Source organism: Flavobacterium sp. PLA-DH12, from assembly GCF_059511845.1.
In genome coordinates this window covers 120,501-139,031 of the sequence record NZ_JCAMPD010000004.1, presented here as the reverse complement: position 1 = coordinate 139,031, position 18,531 = coordinate 120,501, and the positions used below count along the sequence as shown (strand labels likewise).

The 18,531-nt window shown below is 32.9% G+C and carries 12 protein-coding genes; 8 read left to right on the top strand and 4 right to left on the bottom strand.

The annotated features are described in order from the left end of the window. The first annotated feature begins 4 nt into the window (after positions 1-4). The 5 genes from uvrA to AC5ZCW_RS09315 all read left to right on the top strand — a co-directional run bounded on the left by uvrA (position 5) and on the right by AC5ZCW_RS09315 (position 10,653). A complete protein-coding gene (uvrA, locus tag AC5ZCW_RS09335) occupies positions 5-2,836 on the top strand; it encodes an excinuclease ABC subunit UvrA (protein ID WP_343545217.1) in 2,832 nt (943 codons plus the stop codon). Between the two features lie 100 nt (positions 2,837-2,936). Continuing rightward, complete coding sequence (locus AC5ZCW_RS09330; RefSeq protein WP_496119300.1) at positions 2,937-3,845, top strand: hypothetical protein; 909 nt, start codon at positions 2,937-2,939, stop codon at positions 3,843-3,845. Positions 3,846-4,280: 435 nt separating this feature from the next. After that, on the top strand, positions 4,281-5,009 hold the full coding sequence (locus AC5ZCW_RS09325; protein WP_111425481.1) for an LOG family protein: 729 nt from the start codon (positions 4,281-4,283) through the stop codon (positions 5,007-5,009). Positions 5,010-5,300: 291 nt separating this feature from the next. Beyond that, positions 5,301-8,048, top strand: a complete 2,748-nt coding sequence (locus AC5ZCW_RS09320) for a gluzincin family metallopeptidase (protein WP_496119724.1) — start codon at positions 5,301-5,303, stop codon at positions 8,046-8,048. A gap of 190 nt (positions 8,049-8,238) precedes the next feature. Beyond that, positions 8,239-10,653 (top strand): alpha-ketoacid dehydrogenase subunit alpha/beta, encoded by a 2,415-nt coding sequence (locus AC5ZCW_RS09315; protein ID WP_496119298.1) that lies wholly within the window; start codon positions 8,239-8,241, stop codon positions 10,651-10,653. 182 nt (positions 10,654-10,835) lie between these two features. On the opposite strand, the gene kdsB is transcribed toward AC5ZCW_RS09315, so the two are convergent. Together kdsB and AC5ZCW_RS09305 are read right to left on the bottom strand one after the other, a co-directional pair. Beyond that, the gene (gene kdsB / locus AC5ZCW_RS09310) at positions 10,836-11,570 is read right to left on the bottom strand and encodes a 3-deoxy-manno-octulosonate cytidylyltransferase (protein WP_496119296.1); all 735 of its coding nucleotides are present in this window, start codon (positions 11,568-11,570) and stop codon (positions 10,836-10,838) included. A 213-nt stretch (positions 11,571-11,783) separates the two neighbouring features. Next, positions 11,784-12,596 (bottom strand): class I SAM-dependent methyltransferase, encoded by an 813-nt coding sequence (locus AC5ZCW_RS09305; protein ID WP_496119294.1) that lies wholly within the window; start codon positions 12,594-12,596, stop codon positions 11,784-11,786. 425 nt (positions 12,597-13,021) lie between these two features. Here AC5ZCW_RS09305 and AC5ZCW_RS09300 point away from each other — a divergent pair, with 425 nt between their 5' ends. Next, positions 13,022-14,353, top strand: a complete 1,332-nt coding sequence (locus AC5ZCW_RS09300; RefSeq protein ID WP_496119292.1) for an outer membrane protein assembly factor BamB family protein — start codon at positions 13,022-13,024, stop codon at positions 14,351-14,353. Between the two features lie 87 nt (positions 14,354-14,440). Here the strand turns inward: AC5ZCW_RS09300 and ygiD are convergent, their stop codons facing one another. Further along, a complete protein-coding gene (ygiD, locus tag AC5ZCW_RS09295) occupies positions 14,441-15,271 on the bottom strand; it encodes a 4,5-DOPA-extradiol-dioxygenase (RefSeq protein ID WP_496119290.1) in 831 nt (276 codons plus the stop codon). Between the two features lie 99 nt (positions 15,272-15,370). Beyond that, positions 15,371-16,780 carry an ATP-dependent DNA helicase gene (locus tag AC5ZCW_RS09290; protein ID WP_496119288.1) on the bottom strand — a complete coding sequence of 470 codons (1,410 nt, stop codon included), beginning with the start codon at positions 16,778-16,780 and terminating at the stop codon, positions 15,371-15,373. 295 nt (positions 16,781-17,075) lie between these two features. Between AC5ZCW_RS09290 and AC5ZCW_RS09285 the strand changes: the two genes are divergently transcribed. Together AC5ZCW_RS09285 and AC5ZCW_RS09280 are read left to right on the top strand one after the other, a co-directional pair. Then, the gene (locus AC5ZCW_RS09285; RefSeq protein ID WP_343545210.1) at positions 17,076-17,897 is read left to right on the top strand and encodes a DUF3822 family protein; all 822 of its coding nucleotides are present in this window, start codon (positions 17,076-17,078) and stop codon (positions 17,895-17,897) included. After that, complete coding sequence (locus AC5ZCW_RS09280; RefSeq protein WP_281633181.1) at positions 17,894-18,499, top strand: RsmD family RNA methyltransferase; 606 nt, start codon at positions 17,894-17,896, stop codon at positions 18,497-18,499. The genes AC5ZCW_RS09285 and AC5ZCW_RS09280 overlap by 4 nt, the downstream gene beginning before the upstream one ends. The last annotated feature ends 32 nt before the right edge of the window (positions 18,500-18,531 follow it).

The following is an 18,531-nucleotide window of genomic DNA, read 5'->3' as shown; positions in this document are numbered from 1 at the left end:
AATTATGTTAGATAAAGACAATACTATTGAAGTTCTTGGTGCAAGAGTTCACAATCTAAAAAATATCGATATATCCATTCCGCGTGAAAAACTGGTTGTAATTACTGGTTTATCAGGTTCTGGAAAATCTTCTTTGGCATTTGATACTATTTATGCTGAAGGTCAGCGTCGTTATGTTGAAACTTTTTCAGCATATGCCAGACAATTCCTTGGCGGATTAGAACGTCCTGATGTAGATAAAATAGATGGACTTTCTCCTGTAATCGCGATTGAACAAAAAACAACCAGTAAGAGTCCGCGTTCTACAGTTGGAACTATTACTGAAATTTACGATTTCCTTAGGCTCTTATACGCACGTGGCGCAGATGCCTACAGTTATAACACAGGTGAAAAAATGGTTTCGTATTCTGATGAACAGATTAAAGATCTGATTATTCAGGATTATAACGGAAAACGAATTAATATTCTTGCTCCAGTTATTAAAGCCAGAAAAGGACATTATGCCGAATTATTCCAACAAATTACCAAACAAGGATTCTTAAAAGTTCGTGTAAACGGAGATGTTCAGGATTTAGTAGCCGGAATGAAACTGGATCGTTACAAAACGCACGATATCGAAATTGTGGTGGACAGAATGGTGATTGAGGACAATCCAGATACTCAAAAAAGATTATCTGAAAGTATCAATACAGCGATGCATCACGGTGAAGATGTCTTGATGATTTTAGATCAGGATTCTAATGAGGTTCGTTATTTCAGTAGAAATTTAATGTGTCCTACAACAGGAATTTCATATCAAAATCCAGAACCAAATTTATTTTCGTTCAACTCCCCAAAAGGAGCCTGTCCTCATTGCAACGGATTGGGTACTGTACACGAAATCAACGTTAAGAAGATTATTCCAAATCCGAAATTATCTATAAAAGCTGGTGGTTTTGCTCCTCTTGGCGAATATAAATCTTCTTGGATCTTTAAACAATTGGAAACCATTGGTGAAAAATTTGGATTTAAAATAACCGATCCAATCGAGAAAATTCCAGAAGAAGCGATGCAAATGATTTTGTATGGCGGAAAAGATAAATTTTCTATCAATTCTAAAGATCTTGGCGTAACGAGAGAATATAAAATTGATTTTGAGGGAATTTCTAATTTCATTAAAAATCAATACGATGAAAGTGCTACAACTAGCATAAAACGTTGGGCAAAAGATTTTATGGACGAAATTAATTGTCCTGTTTGCGACGGTTCGCGTCTTAAAAAAGAAGCATTATTTTTTAGGGTAAATGAAAAAAATATAACCGAATTGTGTGATATGGATATTTCAGATTTAACAGCTTGGTTTCAAGATTTAAATAGCCATTTGACAGACAAACAGCTTTTAATTGCTTCCGAAGTGGTAAAAGAAATCAAAGACCGTTTGAACTTCTTGATGAACGTTGGCTTGAATTATTTGGCTTTAAGCCGAAGTTCAAAATCACTTTCTGGCGGTGAAGCACAGCGTATTCGTCTAGCAACTCAAATTGGTTCTCAGCTGGTTGGGGTTCTTTATATTTTAGATGAACCGAGTATTGGTTTGCATCAAAGAGATAACGAAAAACTGATTCATTCTCTCGAACAATTACGCGATATCGGAAACTCAGTTATTGTGGTCGAACATGATAAAGACATGATTGAAACGGCTGACTATGTAATTGATATTGGCCCAAAAGCCGGAAAATACGGTGGAGAAATCATCAGTATAGGAACTCCTAAAGAAACTTTAGCTTCAGACACTATTACCGCTCAATATTTGAACGGTAAAATGAAGTTTGATATTCCGAAGAAAAGAAGAAAAGGAAATGGCAAATTCTTGAAACTGACTGGCGCAACAGGAAATAATCTTAAAAACGTTACGATTGAAATTCCGTTAGGGCAATTAACCTGCGTTACGGGAGTTTCTGGAAGCGGAAAATCTACATTGATTAATGAAACGCTTTATCCTATTTTAAATGCGTATTATTTTAATGGCGTAAAAAAACCGCAACCTTACAAAAAGATTGAAGGTTTAGAACACATTGATAAAGTTATTGATATTGACCAAAGTCCGATTGGAAGAACGCCACGTTCGAATCCAGCAACTTATACGGAGGTTTTCACAGAAATAAGAAATCTGTTTACTATGACTTCAGAAAGTATGATTCGAGGTTATAAAGCAGGACGTTTTAGTTTTAATGTGAAAGGTGGACGGTGCGAAACCTGTGAAGGTTCTGGTGTAAGAACAATAGAAATGAACTTTTTACCAGACGTTTATGTAGAATGCGAAACTTGTCAAGGAAAACGCTTCAACAGAGAGACTTTAGAAATTAGATATAAAGGAAAATCAATTTCTGATGTTTTGGATATGACAGTTGATGAAGCTGTTCCATTCTTTGAAAATATTCCGAAGATTTACAGAAAAATCAAAACCATTCAAGATGTTGGTTTAGGTTATATTACACTTGGTCAGCAAAGCACAACGCTTTCTGGAGGTGAAGCGCAACGTATAAAACTAGCGGGAGAATTATCTAAAAAAGATACTGGAAATACATTTTATATTCTAGATGAGCCAACAACAGGTTTACACTTTGAAGACATTCGTGTTTTGATGGAAGTAATCAATAAACTGGTTGATAAAGGAAACACCATTCTAGTCATCGAACACAATATGGATGTTATAAAACTTGCCGATTATATTATTGATATTGGTCCAGAAGGTGGAAAAGGCGGGGGACAATTGGTTGCCAAAGGTACTCCAGAAGAAGTGGCTCAGAATAAAAAGAGTTATACAGCTAAGTTTTTGAAAAAAGAGCTAGAGTAATAAGAATATCTTTGTCAAAGTTTGAAACTTTGACAAAGATTTAAATATTTTAACAATTTAACAATAATTATTTTATATTTTAGCTTTAAAAAAGCGAAATATGAAAACCACCGTATTATTTATTATAATATCGATATTCTCACTTAACTCCTATTCTCAGTCTCAAAAAGACAGCCTCAATAAAGTTGTTCAAGAACGAATTAAAAACATAGAGGAAGATCAATCCGAAAACCCCTATTACAGCCAGCAAGAACTCGAAGACAATTATAAAAACGAAATTAATACCTTTCTGGCTTTAGCTCAACCAAGTAAAAATAGTGATTTAGCAAATCATTTCAAGGTCTACTTGGAAAAAAGACTTCTAAAAAAAATAGATTTTTCGGCAATTAAATGGTCTGCTTTTTATAAAGAAATTTCAAAGAATAAAACAACTCTAAGCGTTCGATTAACTTTTGAATTAAGCAAAACAGGTAAAGCAACAAACTGCCGTATCAATACCAAAGACAAAGAATTAGAAAAAAACATTATCGAAGTTTTCAAAAAATTTCCATTAGAAAAACTGGGAATAAAAGAGAGTGGTAAATTAGGAAAAATCAGTGTGCAGCTATTTACTAAGGAAGATAATGAAGTTGTTATAAAAGCAAGTCAATTTGCTGTAGTTGATGTACCTCCAATACTAAAAGGATGTGAAGATGCTTCGTCATACTGGCAATTAAATAAATGTCTTTATGACAGATTATATGATTACATTTTAAAAAACATTTCATTAAAAACACTTAACGATCAAGAATTAAGAGGTGAAATCATATTCAGACCACGTTTTACAATTAATAGCGAAGGAAAAATTATAAACGTAAATTCTATTGCACCAAACAAAGTGATTAAAGACGAAATTGATCGTGTTATATTATCCTTTAATGAAACAATAGAACCAGGCAAAAGAAATAATGTTCCTAAAAATACCTATTGTGATACGTTCCGTACTATTACAATAGAAAATTTGAAATAGTAATTTTTTTGATATAAAAGGTCAACAATCCAATCATTTATTGAAATTACGGAAGATCATATTTGAAATTATAATTAATTTTGATTCAAATTTAATTCATTGATAATGAAACGAAAACCCCATATTCATCATTATCGCAACATTACTTTTGGATTATAATTCCTGTTTTTTATAACAATTCTAGAAAAAAGCGTTAATTTAGTGTCCGCTTTTTTTGAAAAATTCACGCTTTTTAAAGAAAACATGTTTCGATTAAACTGAATGTTTATTTGAAACCAATTGCCCTAGCCCTGATGGGAGCGGCATCCTTTTGTGGCGGGGTTCGCCACAAAAGATATAGTGGACAGCAGGAAACAGCTCCTAACTCCGACTATACTCAGGATGACAAATACAGGGACAAAAACATAAATAAAATAATAAATTAAAATACCTAAAATGAGATTAGAAGATTTTGATAATGATGAAGATAAAGTAATTCAGGATCGTTTGAAACAAAGAACGTGGAATGAAATTAAAACCAATGACAGCTGGGCAATTTTTAAGATTATGTCTGAGTTTGTAAATGGCTACGAAGCAATGGGACGTATTGGGCCTTGTGTTTCTATTTTTGGATCGGCGAGAACAAAACCAGAAGATAAGTATTATCAATTGGCAGAAAAAATAGCTTATAAAATCAGTAAAGCAGGTTACGGTGTGATTACAGGAGGTGGTCCCGGAATTATGGAAGCTGGAAATAAAGGTGCACATTTGGGCGGAGGAACTTCGGTTGGTTTAAATATCGAGCTACCGTTTGAGCAGCATTTTAATCCGTATATTGATCATGATAAAAACCTGAATTTCGATTATTTCTTTGTGAGAAAAGTAATGTTCGTAAAGTATTCGCAAGGTTTTGTGGTTATGCCAGGAGGTTTCGGAACTTTAGACGAAATGTTTGAAGCTATCACTTTGATTCAAACTAAGAAAATTGGAAAGTTCCCAATCATCTTGGTTGGAGTAGAATTCTGGTCTGGCTTGATTGAATGGGTTAAAACTGTTTTGGTGGAAAAAATGCATACAGTAAGCCCTGAAGATTTGAATTTATTTAAAATTGTAGATACTGAAGACGAAGTTGTTGAGGCATTGGATAAATTCTACAAAAAGTACGATTTAAGTCCGAATTTCTAATTTTTCCAACCACAATTAGTGATATAAGCACAGCGTTTAAAGCAATCTTTTTAAATGAACTTATATCACTTATAGGGTTAAAATATACTGCAAATACACAAAAATCGAAAGCTGTTTTTTTAAACAGCTTTTTTTATACTATTTTTACAAAAATCCGTAACTTCAATACATCCGTAACATAAGTATGTCTGATAATTTTTAAGCCAATATTTGAAAGCACTTTATAAAATTATTTGCCTCGTTTTGGTTTTATCATTTTCGATAAAACTAACTGCACAACATCAATCTAAGATGGAAGTGGCGGTAAATCTTGAGCTTAAAACACTGAACATAAAACAGGATATTACCTATCATAATAATACAAACGACACTTTGGTTTCGATTGTGCTTAATGATTGGAATAATGCTTATGCAGACAAAAACACGCCATTGGCTAAGCGTTTTTCTGACGAATTTTACAGAGGTTTTCATTTAGCAAAAGCTGCAGACCGAGGAAAAACTACAATTATAAATCTAACTGATACTAATTTTTCGGCTTTAGAATGGGAAAGAAGTGCAGAGAATCCGGATTATATTACTGTCCGACTGGATCGTAAACTTCTTCCAAACGAAAAAATCGATTTACATCTTAATTACATTGTAAAAATACCGAATGACAAATTCAGTCATTTTGGTTTTGACCAAAATGGAGGAATGGCATTAAAAAACTGGTTTTTAAGTCCTGCCCGTTTTGAAAATGGTCTTTTTGTAAAGTACAATAATTTCAATTTGGATGATATTGCAAATGCAGTGAGTGATTATGATGTTGAAATCAAAATCCCAAATCAATATTCTATTGCTACCGATTTAAATTCGGTTTCAAAAGATACTACCAATCAGAATTACAGTATTTATTCTTATTCTGGGCAAAATAGAACCGATTTTAGTCTTTATATTGAAAAGCAAAATAGTTTTAGAGCATACGACAATGGTTCTTTGGTGGTTCTAACGAATTTAAAAAACAAAAAAATAGACGAGTATCAGAAGGCGATTATTATTAATCGCGTAGTTTCTTATGCTGAGAAATTTATTGGTAAATATCCGCATGAAAAAATCACAGTTTCTCAGATAGATTATGATAGAAATCCATTTTATGGTTTAAATCAGCTGCCATCGTTTATCAGTCCGTTTGAAGATGATTTTATTTTTGAGATTCAATTTTTAAAGACTTTTTTAAACAATTATCTCAAAAACAGTTTGCGTTTAGATCCAAGAAAAGACAATTGGATTTATGATGGAATCCAGATTTACACCATGATGAAGTATATGGAAGAACATCATCAGGATGAAAAAATGCTGGGAAAACTTTCAGACATGAAACTCTTTAAAAGCTATAACATTACCAATCTGACTTTTAATGAGCAATACAGTTATTATTACATGCTAATGGCGCGTAAAAATCTGGATCAGCCTCTCGGAGATCCTAAAAACACGCTGATAAAGTTTAATGAACAAATTGCTAGTAAATATCGTGCGGGTTTAAGTTTGAGTTATTTAGACGATTATCTTAATCACGATATTGTTCCTAAAAGTGTAAAGGAGTTCTATAATCTTAACCAGATTGGACAATCAAATAGATATGATTTTGAAAAAATCTTAACTCAAAAAAGTCCAAAAAATATCGATTGGTTCTTTAAAACTATTATCGACTCTAGAGATATAATCGATTATAAATTTACTAATGTTTCAAAAACAGCAGACAGCATTACATTTTCGGTAAAAAATAAAACTGGAATTTACGCTCCTATTCCGATTTACGGAATTAAAAAGAAAGAAGTCGTATTTAAAGAATGGATTGAGCCTGTTAAAAAAGATTCTGTTTATGAGTTCAGCCGAAAAAATGCGGACAAAATCGTTATCAATTACAATAACGAAGTTCCAGAATATAACCAACGAAACAACTGGAGATCTCTAAAAAATGTTTCACTAAATCGTCCAGTAAAATTTAATTTTGCTAAAGATTTAGAAGACCCAGATTACAATCAAATTTTATACATTCCAACATTAAATTATAATTATTATGATGGCTTTACACCTGGAATTCGTTTTCATAATAAAACCATTCTAGACAAACCTTTTAATTTTGATATTAATCCCGCTTATTCAATAAAGGCAGGAACTATTTCTGGCTCATCAGCTTTCTCTTGGAACCAATACTATCGCAACAGCACTTTATTTAATGTTCGATATTCTATCAGTCAGAATTATTACCATTATGCGCCAGATGCTACATATTTGAGATTAAATCCGATGGTAGTGTTTCGTATTCGCGAAAAAGATTTCAGAGACAATAGAAAACAAGCGATCATGTTTCGTGAGATCATCGTAAATCGTGAAGCTAGCAGTTATATAACAGATAATTCAGAACCTAATTATTCGGTATTTAATGCTCGATATTCTAATACAAAAACAGAATTGATTGATCATTTTAGTTTTATGACTGATCTGCAGTTTTCTGGAGGATTCGGAAAAGTTTCTGGTGAAGTCGAATACAGAAGATTATTTGAAAATAACAAAAAGCTAAATTTAAGATTATACGCTGGAAGTTTCCTGTACAATACAACAAACTCAGATTATTTTAGTTTTGGTTTAGACCGTCCGACTGATTATTTATTTGATTATAATTTATTTGGAAGATCAGAAAGCACAGGATTTTTCAGTCAGCAATATGTTATTGCCGAAGGAGGTTTCAAATCGCAAATAGAACCTTCGTATGCCAATCAATGGATGGCCACTCTAAATGCGAGTTATGCAATCTGGAATTGGGTAGAACTTTACGGTGACATTGGTTTTTTGAAAAACAAGCATCAGAGTGAGTTCTTTGCTTACGATTCTGGAGTACGCTTAAACCTTGTTCCTGATTACTTTGAACTCTATTTTCCTGTTTATTCAAATAATGGATGGGAAATATCACAACCTAAATACAATGAAAAAATACGATTTATAATCACCTTTTCACCAAAAACGTTAGTCACACTTTTTACTAGAAAATGGTTTTAATCAAATAAAAATTAAACAAAAAGTTGCGAAATTATCAATAAAATTAAATTTAATATAAAAATAACATAAATAAAATACATAGTTTTTAGATTTGAATACAAATAATTAAATTATATTTATTTCAAAGAATTATGATTATTGATTGTTTTTAAGTAATTTCGCGACATAAACAACATGACCCTGCAAGATTATGATAAAAGAAAAAAGCAATACTACACTGACATTTGAAGATTTCAAAACTGAGGTATTGAATGACTATAGAATTGCGGTAACAAGCCGTGAATGTAGTCTTTTAGGTCGAAAAGAAGTATTAACCGGAAAAGCTAAGTTTGGTATTTTTGGAGACGGAAAAGAAGTGCCACAGTTGGCAATGGCTAAAGCTTTTAAGAATGGAGACTTCCGTTCTGGATACTATCGCGATCAAACTTTTATGATGGCTATTGGCGAATTGGATGCTAAGCAATTTTTCGCTGGTTTATATGGTCATACTGATTTAGCTTTTGATCCAATGTCTGCGGGAAGACAAATGGGCGGACACTTTGTAACGCACAGTTTAAACGAAGACGGTTCGTGGAAAGACTTAACTAAACAAAAAAACTCAAGTTCAGATATATCTCCTACTGCTGGTCAGATGCCAAGATTATTGGGATTGGCACAGGCTTCAAAAATTTACCGAAACGTAGACGGAATTACTATTAAAGACAAATTTTCTGTAAATGGTAATGAAGTTGCTTGGGGAACTATAGGAAACGCAAGTACTTCTGAAGGTTTGTTTTTTGAAACCATAAATGCTGCTGGAGTTCTACAAGTTCCGATGGTAATGAGCGTTTGGGATGATGAATACGGAATTTCTGTTCATGCAAAACATCAGACTACGAAAGAGAATATTTCTGAAATTTTAAAAGGATATCAGCGTGATGAAGATTCTAAAGGTTATGAAATCTTTAGAGTTAAAGGCTGGGATTATGCCGAACTGGTTTCTACTTACGAAAGAGCTGGAGCCATTGCACGAGAAGAACACATACCCGTTTTAATTCACGTAAACGAATTAACACAGCCACAAGGCCACTCTACTTCTGGTTCTCATGAACGTTACAAAAGTTCAGAAAGACTGGCTTGGGAAAGAGATTTTGACTGTATTCGCCAAATGCGTTTGTGGATGATTGCAATTAATATCGCTTCTCCAGAAGAATTAGCAGAACTTGATTTCGAATTAAAGAAAGAAGTTTTAGAAGCTAAAAAAGAAGCTTGGAATAGCTTTATTAATCCAATTATTGATGAACAAAAAAATCTTTTAGCTTTATTGGAGCAAATTGCCGAGGCAAGCATCAATCATAAAGAAAGAATCAAAAAATTAATTTCTGAATTAGCTGCAATTAAAGCACCGCTTAAGAAAGAATTATTGGTTTATGCAAGAAAGATTCTTCGTTTTATTGAAGTTCCAAACAGCAAAGTTCTTTTATCTAACTGGATTACAAAATTCTTAGCCGAAACACAGGAAAAATTCAGCAGCAATCTACATTCTGAGTCTGAACAAAATGTATATTCTGTAGAAAAAGTTCTTCCTAAATATGCTGAAAATGCAAAACCAGATTTAGACGGAAGAATGATTTTGCGCGATAACTTTGATGCTTTATTTGCAAAATATCCTGAAACTTTAATTTTCGGTGAAGATGTTGGAAACATCGGAGACGTAAACCAAGGTCTTGAAGGTATGCAGGAAAAATACGGTGAACTTCGTGTTGCCGATGTCGGAATTCGTGAAGCAACAATTATTGGTCAGGGAATTGGAATGGCTTTGAGAGGTTTACGTCCGATTGCTGAAATTCAGTATTTAGATTATTTATTGTACGCTATTCAAATCATGAGTGACGATTTAGCTACATTACAATATAGAACTGTTGGAAAACAGAAAGCACCACTAATCATTAGAACTCGTGGACACCGTTTGGAAGGAATCTGGCATTCTGGTTCTCCAATGGGAATGATTATCAATGCTATTCGCGGAATCCATGTTTTGGTTCCTAGAGATATGACACAAGCCGCTGGTTTTTATAATACTTTGCTAGAATGTGACGAGCCTGCTTTGGTTATTGAATGTTTGAATGGATACCGTTTAAAAGAAAAAACGCCTTTGAATTTTGGTGAGTTCAAAACACCAATTGGAGTTGTAGAAACTTTACGAGAAGGTTCTGATATTACTTTAGTTTCTTACGGATCAACTTTAAGATTGGTTATGCAAGCAGCTAATGAATTGGCAGAAAAAGGAATTGAGTGTGAAGTTATTGATGTTCAATCTTTACTTCCGTTTGATATTAGCAAGGACATTGTAAAAAGTATTGCAAAAACAAACCGTCTTTTAGTAATTGATGAAGATGTTCCTGGAGGAGCTTCAGCTTTCATTTTACAGCAGATTTTAGAAGAGCAAGACGCTTACAAACATTTAGACAGCAAACCGCAAACTTTAGCTGCTAAAGCACACAGACCTGCATACGGAACTGATGGTGATTATTTCTCTAAACCATCTGCAGAAGATATTTACGAGAAAGTGTACGATATGATGCACGAAGTTAACCCTTCTAAATATCCTGCTTTATACCAGTAATTAAGATTTTTAGATATTAAAAAACGCTCCGAAATTTTGGAGCGTTTTTTTGTTTTTATATCTTTTATCAACTTTGTCAAAGTTTGAAACTTTGACAAAGTTCTACACAATCTTTGTAGAGTTACTTGCGGAGATTTCTCCTTCGTCGAAATGACAAAATTGTGGAATGTTATTCAAATTAATTAAATATCCTTCAACATAGCTCTCGCTCTCTCCAAATCCTCTGTAGTATCAATTCCGATTCCCACGTGAGTTGTTTCGACCATTTTGATACGTTTTCCGAACTCTAAATATCTTAATTGTTCAAGTTTCTCAGAAGCTTCTAAAGATTTCATTGGAAGGCTGTAAAAGTCTAATAACGCCTGTTTTCTAAAAGCATAAATTCCGATATGCTGAAAATATCTTACTCCAACATTTTTCTCTCTCGGATACGGAATTACAGAACGTGAAAAGTATAATGCAAACTGTGACTGATCTACCACCACTTTTACATTATTCGGATTATTGATTTCGTCCTCATTGGTAATTTCACGCATTAACGAAGCCAAATCAATTTTTCTATCTGAATCATTCTTAAAAACAGATAATACTTGAGCTAAAGGCTCAGCTTCTGTAAATGGTTCATCGCCTTGCACATTCACTACAATATCAACATCGAGATCGGCAATAGCTTCAGCAATTCGATCGCTTCCAGATTCATGTTCTTTGATACTCATTATGGCTTTTCCTCCATTGGAAACAATTTCATCAAAAATCAGATTAGAATCAGTTACAACAAAAACATCATCAAATAATTTTGTAGAAACTGCTGCTTCGTAGGTTCTTAAAATTACTGTTTTTCCTCCTAAATCCTGCATTAGTTTTGCAGGAAAACGTGTTGAAGCATATCTGGCCGGAATTACTGCTATTATTTTCATTCTTATATTTTACTGAGTTTAAAAACTCAAAATTTAGTAATTTAATTTTCACTTCTTTTAAGTGTTTACAAATATGCAAAAATTACTTTTAAATTTTCTGTTTTTCTATTTCTGTAAGGGATGAAAATCATGTTCATGAATTCTCTGCCTAGTAGCAAACAATACATTGATTGTTATTAGTAACTTTCTTGCGCTATTTATTAAGACAAAAAATTAAACCAAAACTGTAACACGAAGATAAGTTGCGGGAATTAATGTAGAATTTTTGTCATTACTTTTGTTTTGGCTATTAACTAATTCTTCAAGTTTAGCATACAAATCCGAGGTTTTCCCATTTTGTTCAGCAGCTTCGAAAGCATTCATAGTTGGACCATAATAATTTTTCAATCGATCTAGCCACTCCGAAGGTGGAAATGTTGCTTTAAATGTAAAGGTATCTTTCTCAAAAGAAATATTTTCTTTAGAAACACCCGCATTTGTAAATCTTTCGATTACGTTATCCTCAATCCCCCAAAGCATTGGACTTACAAAACCCTCAGGAGGAGGTGGCGTAAATTCTGAGCTAATTTTCAAGATTTGTGCAACCAACGTTGGATCTCCTGGTATCCAATTACCCATAATAACTTTACCTCCAGGTCGTGTAACACGAAGCATTTCTTTAGCAACATCAAAAGGTTTTGGAGCAAACATTGTTCCAAAAATACTCATCGTAACATCGTAAGACTGGTTTTTCAATTCATTCAAATCAGTTGCATCACCTTCTTTAAATACAACATTATCTAATCCTTCTTTTTTTGCTCGAAGATTACCCGCTTCAACTAAATTTCTTGCTATATCAACACCTAAAACATTGGCTCCTAATTTTGCCGAAGGTATTGCGGTAGTACCATCGCCACAGCCAAGATCTAAAACGTTGCTATTTTCTTTAATTCCAATTTTGGCAACCAATTCCGCACCGCTTTCTCTCATAGATTCTGCAATACGCGTAAAATCGCCTTTTTCCCATAATGCTTTGTTTGGATTCATCTTAATTTTATCAGTGATTATAGTGCTGATGCCGCACTTTAACTTAATTTATAAATACCTTCTATCGTTTTTTAAATGATCACCAGTTAATCATAAAAGGCATTTAAAAAAACTACTTAAAAAGAAGACATAAATAAAACAATCAACTGATAAACAATTACTTACACAAAAATAAACAAAATTTAGATGAAACATTTTACTATCTCATAAAATTTATTTTTTAAACAAACTGTCTAGATTATAACTTTTAAACCAATACCACATAAATGGAAAAAGATTGGAAAAACTTTGACGAGATTTTCTCTATTTTCACACAAAAACAAAGACACTATTCACAAAGAATTTTCTAAAATATTTTTATAACATTTTCATTAAAGCATTGTTATTTAATTTCTTAGAATATTTTTATTTTTATATAAAAAACTATGAAAAGAAACTTTACTTCTCTCCTGCTCTATTTCTTTTTAATATTTACCTCCAATGCTTTTTCTCAGAATAAAACCATCAATGCATTTACAAATCGAATTTTTGATGGAAAAGGTTATCAACCATTGACTGATTTAAAATGGAAATTTAAAACAGAAGGAAAAATCTTTTCTTCACCAATCGTTCAAAACGGAACAGTTTATATTGGTAGTGAAGATGGTTATTTCTATGCCATTGATGAAAAATCTGGAACTCTAAAATGGAAATTCAAAACCAATGGGGCCATTCACAGTTCTGCAAGCCTCTATAACGATATTGTTTATTTTGGAAGTTTTGATGGACATTATTATGCTGTAAATGCCAAAACAGGAAAAGAAATATGGCGATTTAAAACCAAAGGCGAACATTGGTATAGTGAAATTGGAATGTGGGGTATGAAACCAAGCGATCTTCTTATGGCTGACTTATGGGATTTTTATCTTTCTACTCCTGTTGTTTATACAAACCATAATTCTGCATTGGCAATTTTTGGAAGCAGCGACGGAAATCTATATGCTGTTGATGCTAAAACTGGAAGTTTAAAATGGAACTTTCAAACAAAAGCCGCTATACACAGTACTCCGGTTCTAGAAAAAAACACAGTTTATTTTGGCGGATGGGATGGCGTCTTTTATGCTTTGGATTGCAAAACAGGAAAAGAGAAATGGAAATTTACTACCGAAGTCAAAACGGGTTTTACCGGAATTCAAGCTTCTGCCACTGTTCATGATGGAATCGTCTATTTTGGCGCAAGAGACCCTTATTTGTTTGCACTAGATGCCGAAACAGGAAAAGTAATCTGGAAATACAACGCTGAAAATTCTTGGATTTTGAGTACGGCTGTTGTCAAAGACAATATACTTTATGTTGGAACTTCAGATACTTATGCTTTATTGGCATTGGATGCTAAAACAGGAAAAGAAAAATATCGATTCAAAGGCAATGGTTACGTTTACTCTTCACCTGCAATTGCTGGAAACACAATCTATTTCGGTGATTTTTCTGGAAATTTCTTTGACTTAAATCTGCTTTCTGATGGAAAAGAATCGCATATAATTCCAACAGAAAATAGAACTAAATATGCTGGAAGCATTCTCAACAACAATCTTTTAGATTTTGGTTTCGTAGCCAAACAAACAGATTTATCTAGCTATACCGAAAACCAAAAAGTTATGAATGAATTTTACAAATTAGGCCCGATTGTTTCTTCTCCATTTGTCGATAATAATGTTATTTTTTATGGAAGTGCAGATGGTTATCTTTATGCTTACAACTTGAAAAAAGAAAAATAATTCTTTTGCGAATCTCTGCATAATTCTTTGTGAGTCTCTGTGTAATAATTATACCGCAAAGAATTGCGCAGAGATTCGCAAAATTCACTACATAAGCTTTACTGAAGTCATACTCAGAGATCCTGCCAGTAATTTATCATTAAACAGGCTTAAATCATCTGTTTTATCTTTTAACCCTAAAGTATATAATAACGGAAGATAATGTTCTGGTGTTGGAACTGCCAATTGAATAGCTTTATTCATTTTTTCGAAATCTATTAAAGGCTGGAAATTTCCATCTAATAAATAATTATTTACCGTTTCGCGTGCTTCTATAGCCCAATCGTAGCCGTAATTGTCTTTATCAAAATTTCTAAAATCTACCATTCTTAAATTATGGACAATATTGCCACTTCCGATAATTAAAACGCCTTTGTAGCGAAGCGCTTGCAGTTTCTGAGCTAATTCAAAATGATATTGCCCCGATTTTGTATAATCGATGCTTAGCTGAATTACAGGAACATCGGCGTTAGGATACAAATGTTTAATTACGCTCCAAGCACCATGATCCAATCCCCAATGTTCGTCTAATTCGACCATAACAGGATCTAAGAGCTTTTTAGTTTCAACTGCTAATTCAGGACTTCCTTTTGCTGGATAATGGACATCAAAAAGTGCTTGCGGAAAACCTCCAAAATCATGAATGGTTCTTGGCATTTCCATAGAAGTTACTTTTGTCCCTTTTGTAAACCAATGTGCAGAAACGCATAAAATAGCATTAGGCTGTGGTAATGTTTTTGCCAGATTACGAAAACCAGTTACAAACTGATTTTCTTCAATAGCATTCATTGGGCTGCCGTGTCCTAAAAATAGAACAGGCATTTTATCGGTATTCGAAAACGTAGATGAAATCGAATGTAAATCGTTTAGTGTTGTCATTTGCTAAAACTTTTTTTCTGCCACGAATTTCACGAATTACACTAATTTACTTAGTTTTAAAAAAAATTCGTGCTAATTGGTGGAATTCGTGGCAAACTATTATTCCTCAAAACTCTCGTCTTTAAATCCTATCAAATATAGCTTATTTTTGGCACGTGTCATAGCGGTATAAAGCCATCTAATGTAATCAGAATCAATTCCGTTTGGCAAAAAAGGCTGTTCGATAAAAACAGTATTCCATTGCCCACCTTGCGATTTATGACAGGTTATAGCGTATGAGAATTTAACCTGTAATCCGTTAAAATATTCGTTTTCCTTTACCTTTTGAAATCTTTTGTATTTAGTCGGTTCGTCTTCATAATCTTTCATCACTTCTTCATACAAACGATTTGATTCTTCATAAGTTAAAGAAGGCGATTCACTTTTTAAAGTATCTAAAATCAAAACGGTTTCAAAAGGTTTCTGATTAGGATAATCGACCATTCTGATCTTTACTTTTGCAAACGTATATCCATATAATTCTTTGATTCCGAAAAGTTCTAGAACTTCAATGATATCTCCGTTAGCAATAAATCCCGCTTCGTCGGTTTCTTTGAGCCAGAAATAATTGTTCTTCACTACCATTAAAAAATCACCTACCGAAAGTTCGCTTTCTTTAAACAAAATTCGGCTTCGAATCTGTTCATTATATTGATTGGCGCGTTTATTTGAACGCACAATAAAAGCAGTATCTTCAATACTATAATTGCTGTACGCCGTATTTATCGCATCTTGAATATCATAGCCATCTGTCAGGCGAACAATGTCTTTAAAACTCTTTACGTTGAACTTAAATTCAGTTATAAAACTCTCTTTAAGCAATTCACGCAATTCGGTTGCATTGTATAGAATTCCAGAATTTTCTTCCTGACGCATTACTTCGTCCAATTCGATATGATCAATTTCTTTATTGTAATGAAAACCCAAAGTATCAATATCTAAAGCAGGACTAACATCCAAATTGACTGGTGGAAGCTGAGCTGTATCTCCTAAAAGAATCATTTTACAGTTTTGACCAGAATACACATAATTAATCAAATCGTCTAGAAGTGATCCGCTGTCCAAAGTACTGTCTGAAATCATCGACGCCTCATCGACGATAAAAATGGTGTTTTTATGTTTGTTGACTTGTTTGGTAAAAGCGACTCCGCCACCAGAAGACTTCTTCGGGAAATATATTTTTTTATGAATTGTAAAAGCTGGATTATTAGAATAATTGGCAATTACTTTGGCAGCACGACCAGTTGGCGCAAGCAAAACGTACTTTTTATTAATATCTCCTAAATTATTGACAATAGTAGAAATAACGGTTGTTTTTCCCGTTCCAGCATATCCTTTCAAGACAAAAATGGTGTCGTTTTGAGGTTCAGTCAGGAAAATTGCAATCTTCTGAAAAAAAATATCCTGCTTATATGTTGGAGGAAAAGGAAATCGTTTTTGTAAAATACCGTAAAACTGTGCAGAATTCATAAAATAATATTGAAATACAAAGGTCGACTTTTTTAATGGCAATGACAAAATTCAATTTCAATGTCAATTTCAAATTTCAACAGCCTCAAATATTCAATAAAAACAATCAAATCGGCACAAATAAAACATAACCATTTTAATTTCAAATAAATACACTTTTTCTTAACCTTATTTTAAACTTAGATTCAAATTGTTTTTTGAAATTGCAATTATAATTGTTCCTTTTTAATTTGTAAGTTTGTGGTCGCTTAAATTCTTTCTTGATTTAAAACAGGTAACGAATTGTAAATCAACTATGTCATTACAAAATACTAACATTACTTCAAAAAATTACAGAAAACTTTCTATTCAGGTTTCCCTGACTGGATTTTCATACTGCTGTTTTGATACTTTAAATAATGTCATTACTTCTTTTAAAGAAATAAAGTTTGACACTAACAACAAAACACCTCGAATTGAAGATTTATTCAGCAACGCTTTCAAACTAAATCCTGAATTAAAAGAGACTTACGACGAAGTAATGGTTATTCACAATAACAATTTTTCGACTTTTGTTCCGACTGCTTTATTTGATGAGAATTATTTAGGAAGCTATCTGCAATACACTACAAAAGTATTTGAAACAGATCACTTTACTTTTGATCAAATTCCGAATTATCAGATGAATTCAGTTTATATTCCTTATGTGAATATCAACAATTTCTTGATTGATAATGTAGGTTCTTTTAATTCTAAGCATGCCAACAGCATTTTGGTCGAAAAAATTCTCGACAATTCTAGAAACAACGACGATAAAAAGATGATTGTGAATTTTAACCCAGGTAATTTTGAAATTATCGTGGTGCAGAATCAGAAACTTTTATTGTTTAATTCGTTCGAATACAATACCCCAGAAGATTTTATCTACTATATATTATTTACGGCAGAGCAAATGAGCATGAATCCGGAGAGTTTCAAATTAGAATTGTTAGGGACTATTTCAGAAAACGATCCATTTTATGCCATAGCTTACAAATATGTGCGCCATATTTCTTTTATGGATGTATCAAAACTAAAAGAGAAAAACAGCTTTACAACTGCTCAAAATCAAAAACATTATATCTTATTTCAATCATGAGAATCATTTCAGGAAAATACAAAGGACGCCGAATTTTTCCGCCAAAAAATCTACCTGTAAGACCAACGACTGACATGAGTAAAGAAGCATTGTTTAATGTTTTGAATAATCATTTTAATTTTGACAGTTTAAAGGTTTTGGATTTATTTTCGGGAACAGGAAACATCAGTTATGAGTTTGCTTCACGCGGAAGTGCTCCTATCACCTCTGTTGATGGCGATTTTGGATGCGTAAAATTCATTAAGCAAGTTTCATCAGAATATGATTTTGATATTGCTGCGACCAAAAGCGATGTTTTCAAATTTCTAGAAAACTGCAGAACCACTTACGACATTATCTTTGCAGACCCTCCTTACGGATTGGATCAGGCAACTTTTGAGAAAATTGTTCTAACGGTTTTTGAAAGAGATTTATTGGAAGATGACGGAATGATGATTATCGAGCATTCAAAATATACCAAATTGGATCATATGAGTAATTTTTCTTTCCAGAAAAGCTATGGCGGTTCTTTCTTTAGTTTTTTTGAATTGAATTCGACAGACGATGATGAAGAATTACCACACGATGCTTCTAAAAAAGAATCTGAAGAAGACGAAGGATAAATTTTTAAATATTAAAATATCAAATTCCAAAT

Bases quoted from the DNA above. Each gene is read 5' to 3' on its own strand.
- uvrA (WP_343545217.1), top strand. From the start codon at position 5: ATGTTAGATAAAGACAATACTATTGAAGTTCTTGGTGCAAGAGTTCAC.
- AC5ZCW_RS09330 (WP_496119300.1), top strand. From the start codon at position 2,937: ATGAAAACCACCGTATTATTTATTATAATATCGATATTCTCACTTAAC.
- AC5ZCW_RS09325 (WP_111425481.1), top strand. From the start codon at position 4,281: ATGAGATTAGAAGATTTTGATAATGATGAAGATAAAGTAATTCAGGAT.
- AC5ZCW_RS09320 (WP_496119724.1), top strand. From the start codon at position 5,301: ATGGAAGTGGCGGTAAATCTTGAGCTTAAAACACTGAACATAAAACAG.
- AC5ZCW_RS09315 (WP_496119298.1), top strand. From the start codon at position 8,239: ATGATAAAAGAAAAAAGCAATACTACACTGACATTTGAAGATTTCAAA.
- kdsB (WP_496119296.1), bottom strand. From the start codon at position 11,570: ATGAAAATAATAGCAGTAATTCCGGCCAGATATGCTTCAACACGTTTT.
- AC5ZCW_RS09305 (WP_496119294.1), bottom strand. From the start codon at position 12,596: ATGAATCCAAACAAAGCATTATGGGAAAAAGGCGATTTTACGCGTATT.
- AC5ZCW_RS09300 (WP_496119292.1), top strand. From the start codon at position 13,022: ATGAAAAGAAACTTTACTTCTCTCCTGCTCTATTTCTTTTTAATATTT.
- ygiD (WP_496119290.1), bottom strand. From the start codon at position 15,271: ATGACAACACTAAACGATTTACATTCGATTTCATCTACGTTTTCGAAT.
- AC5ZCW_RS09290 (WP_496119288.1), bottom strand. From the start codon at position 16,780: ATGAATTCTGCACAGTTTTACGGTATTTTACAAAAACGATTTCCTTTT.
- AC5ZCW_RS09285 (WP_343545210.1), top strand. From the start codon at position 17,076: ATGTCATTACAAAATACTAACATTACTTCAAAAAATTACAGAAAACTT.
- AC5ZCW_RS09280 (WP_281633181.1), top strand. From the start codon at position 17,894: ATGAGAATCATTTCAGGAAAATACAAAGGACGCCGAATTTTTCCGCCA.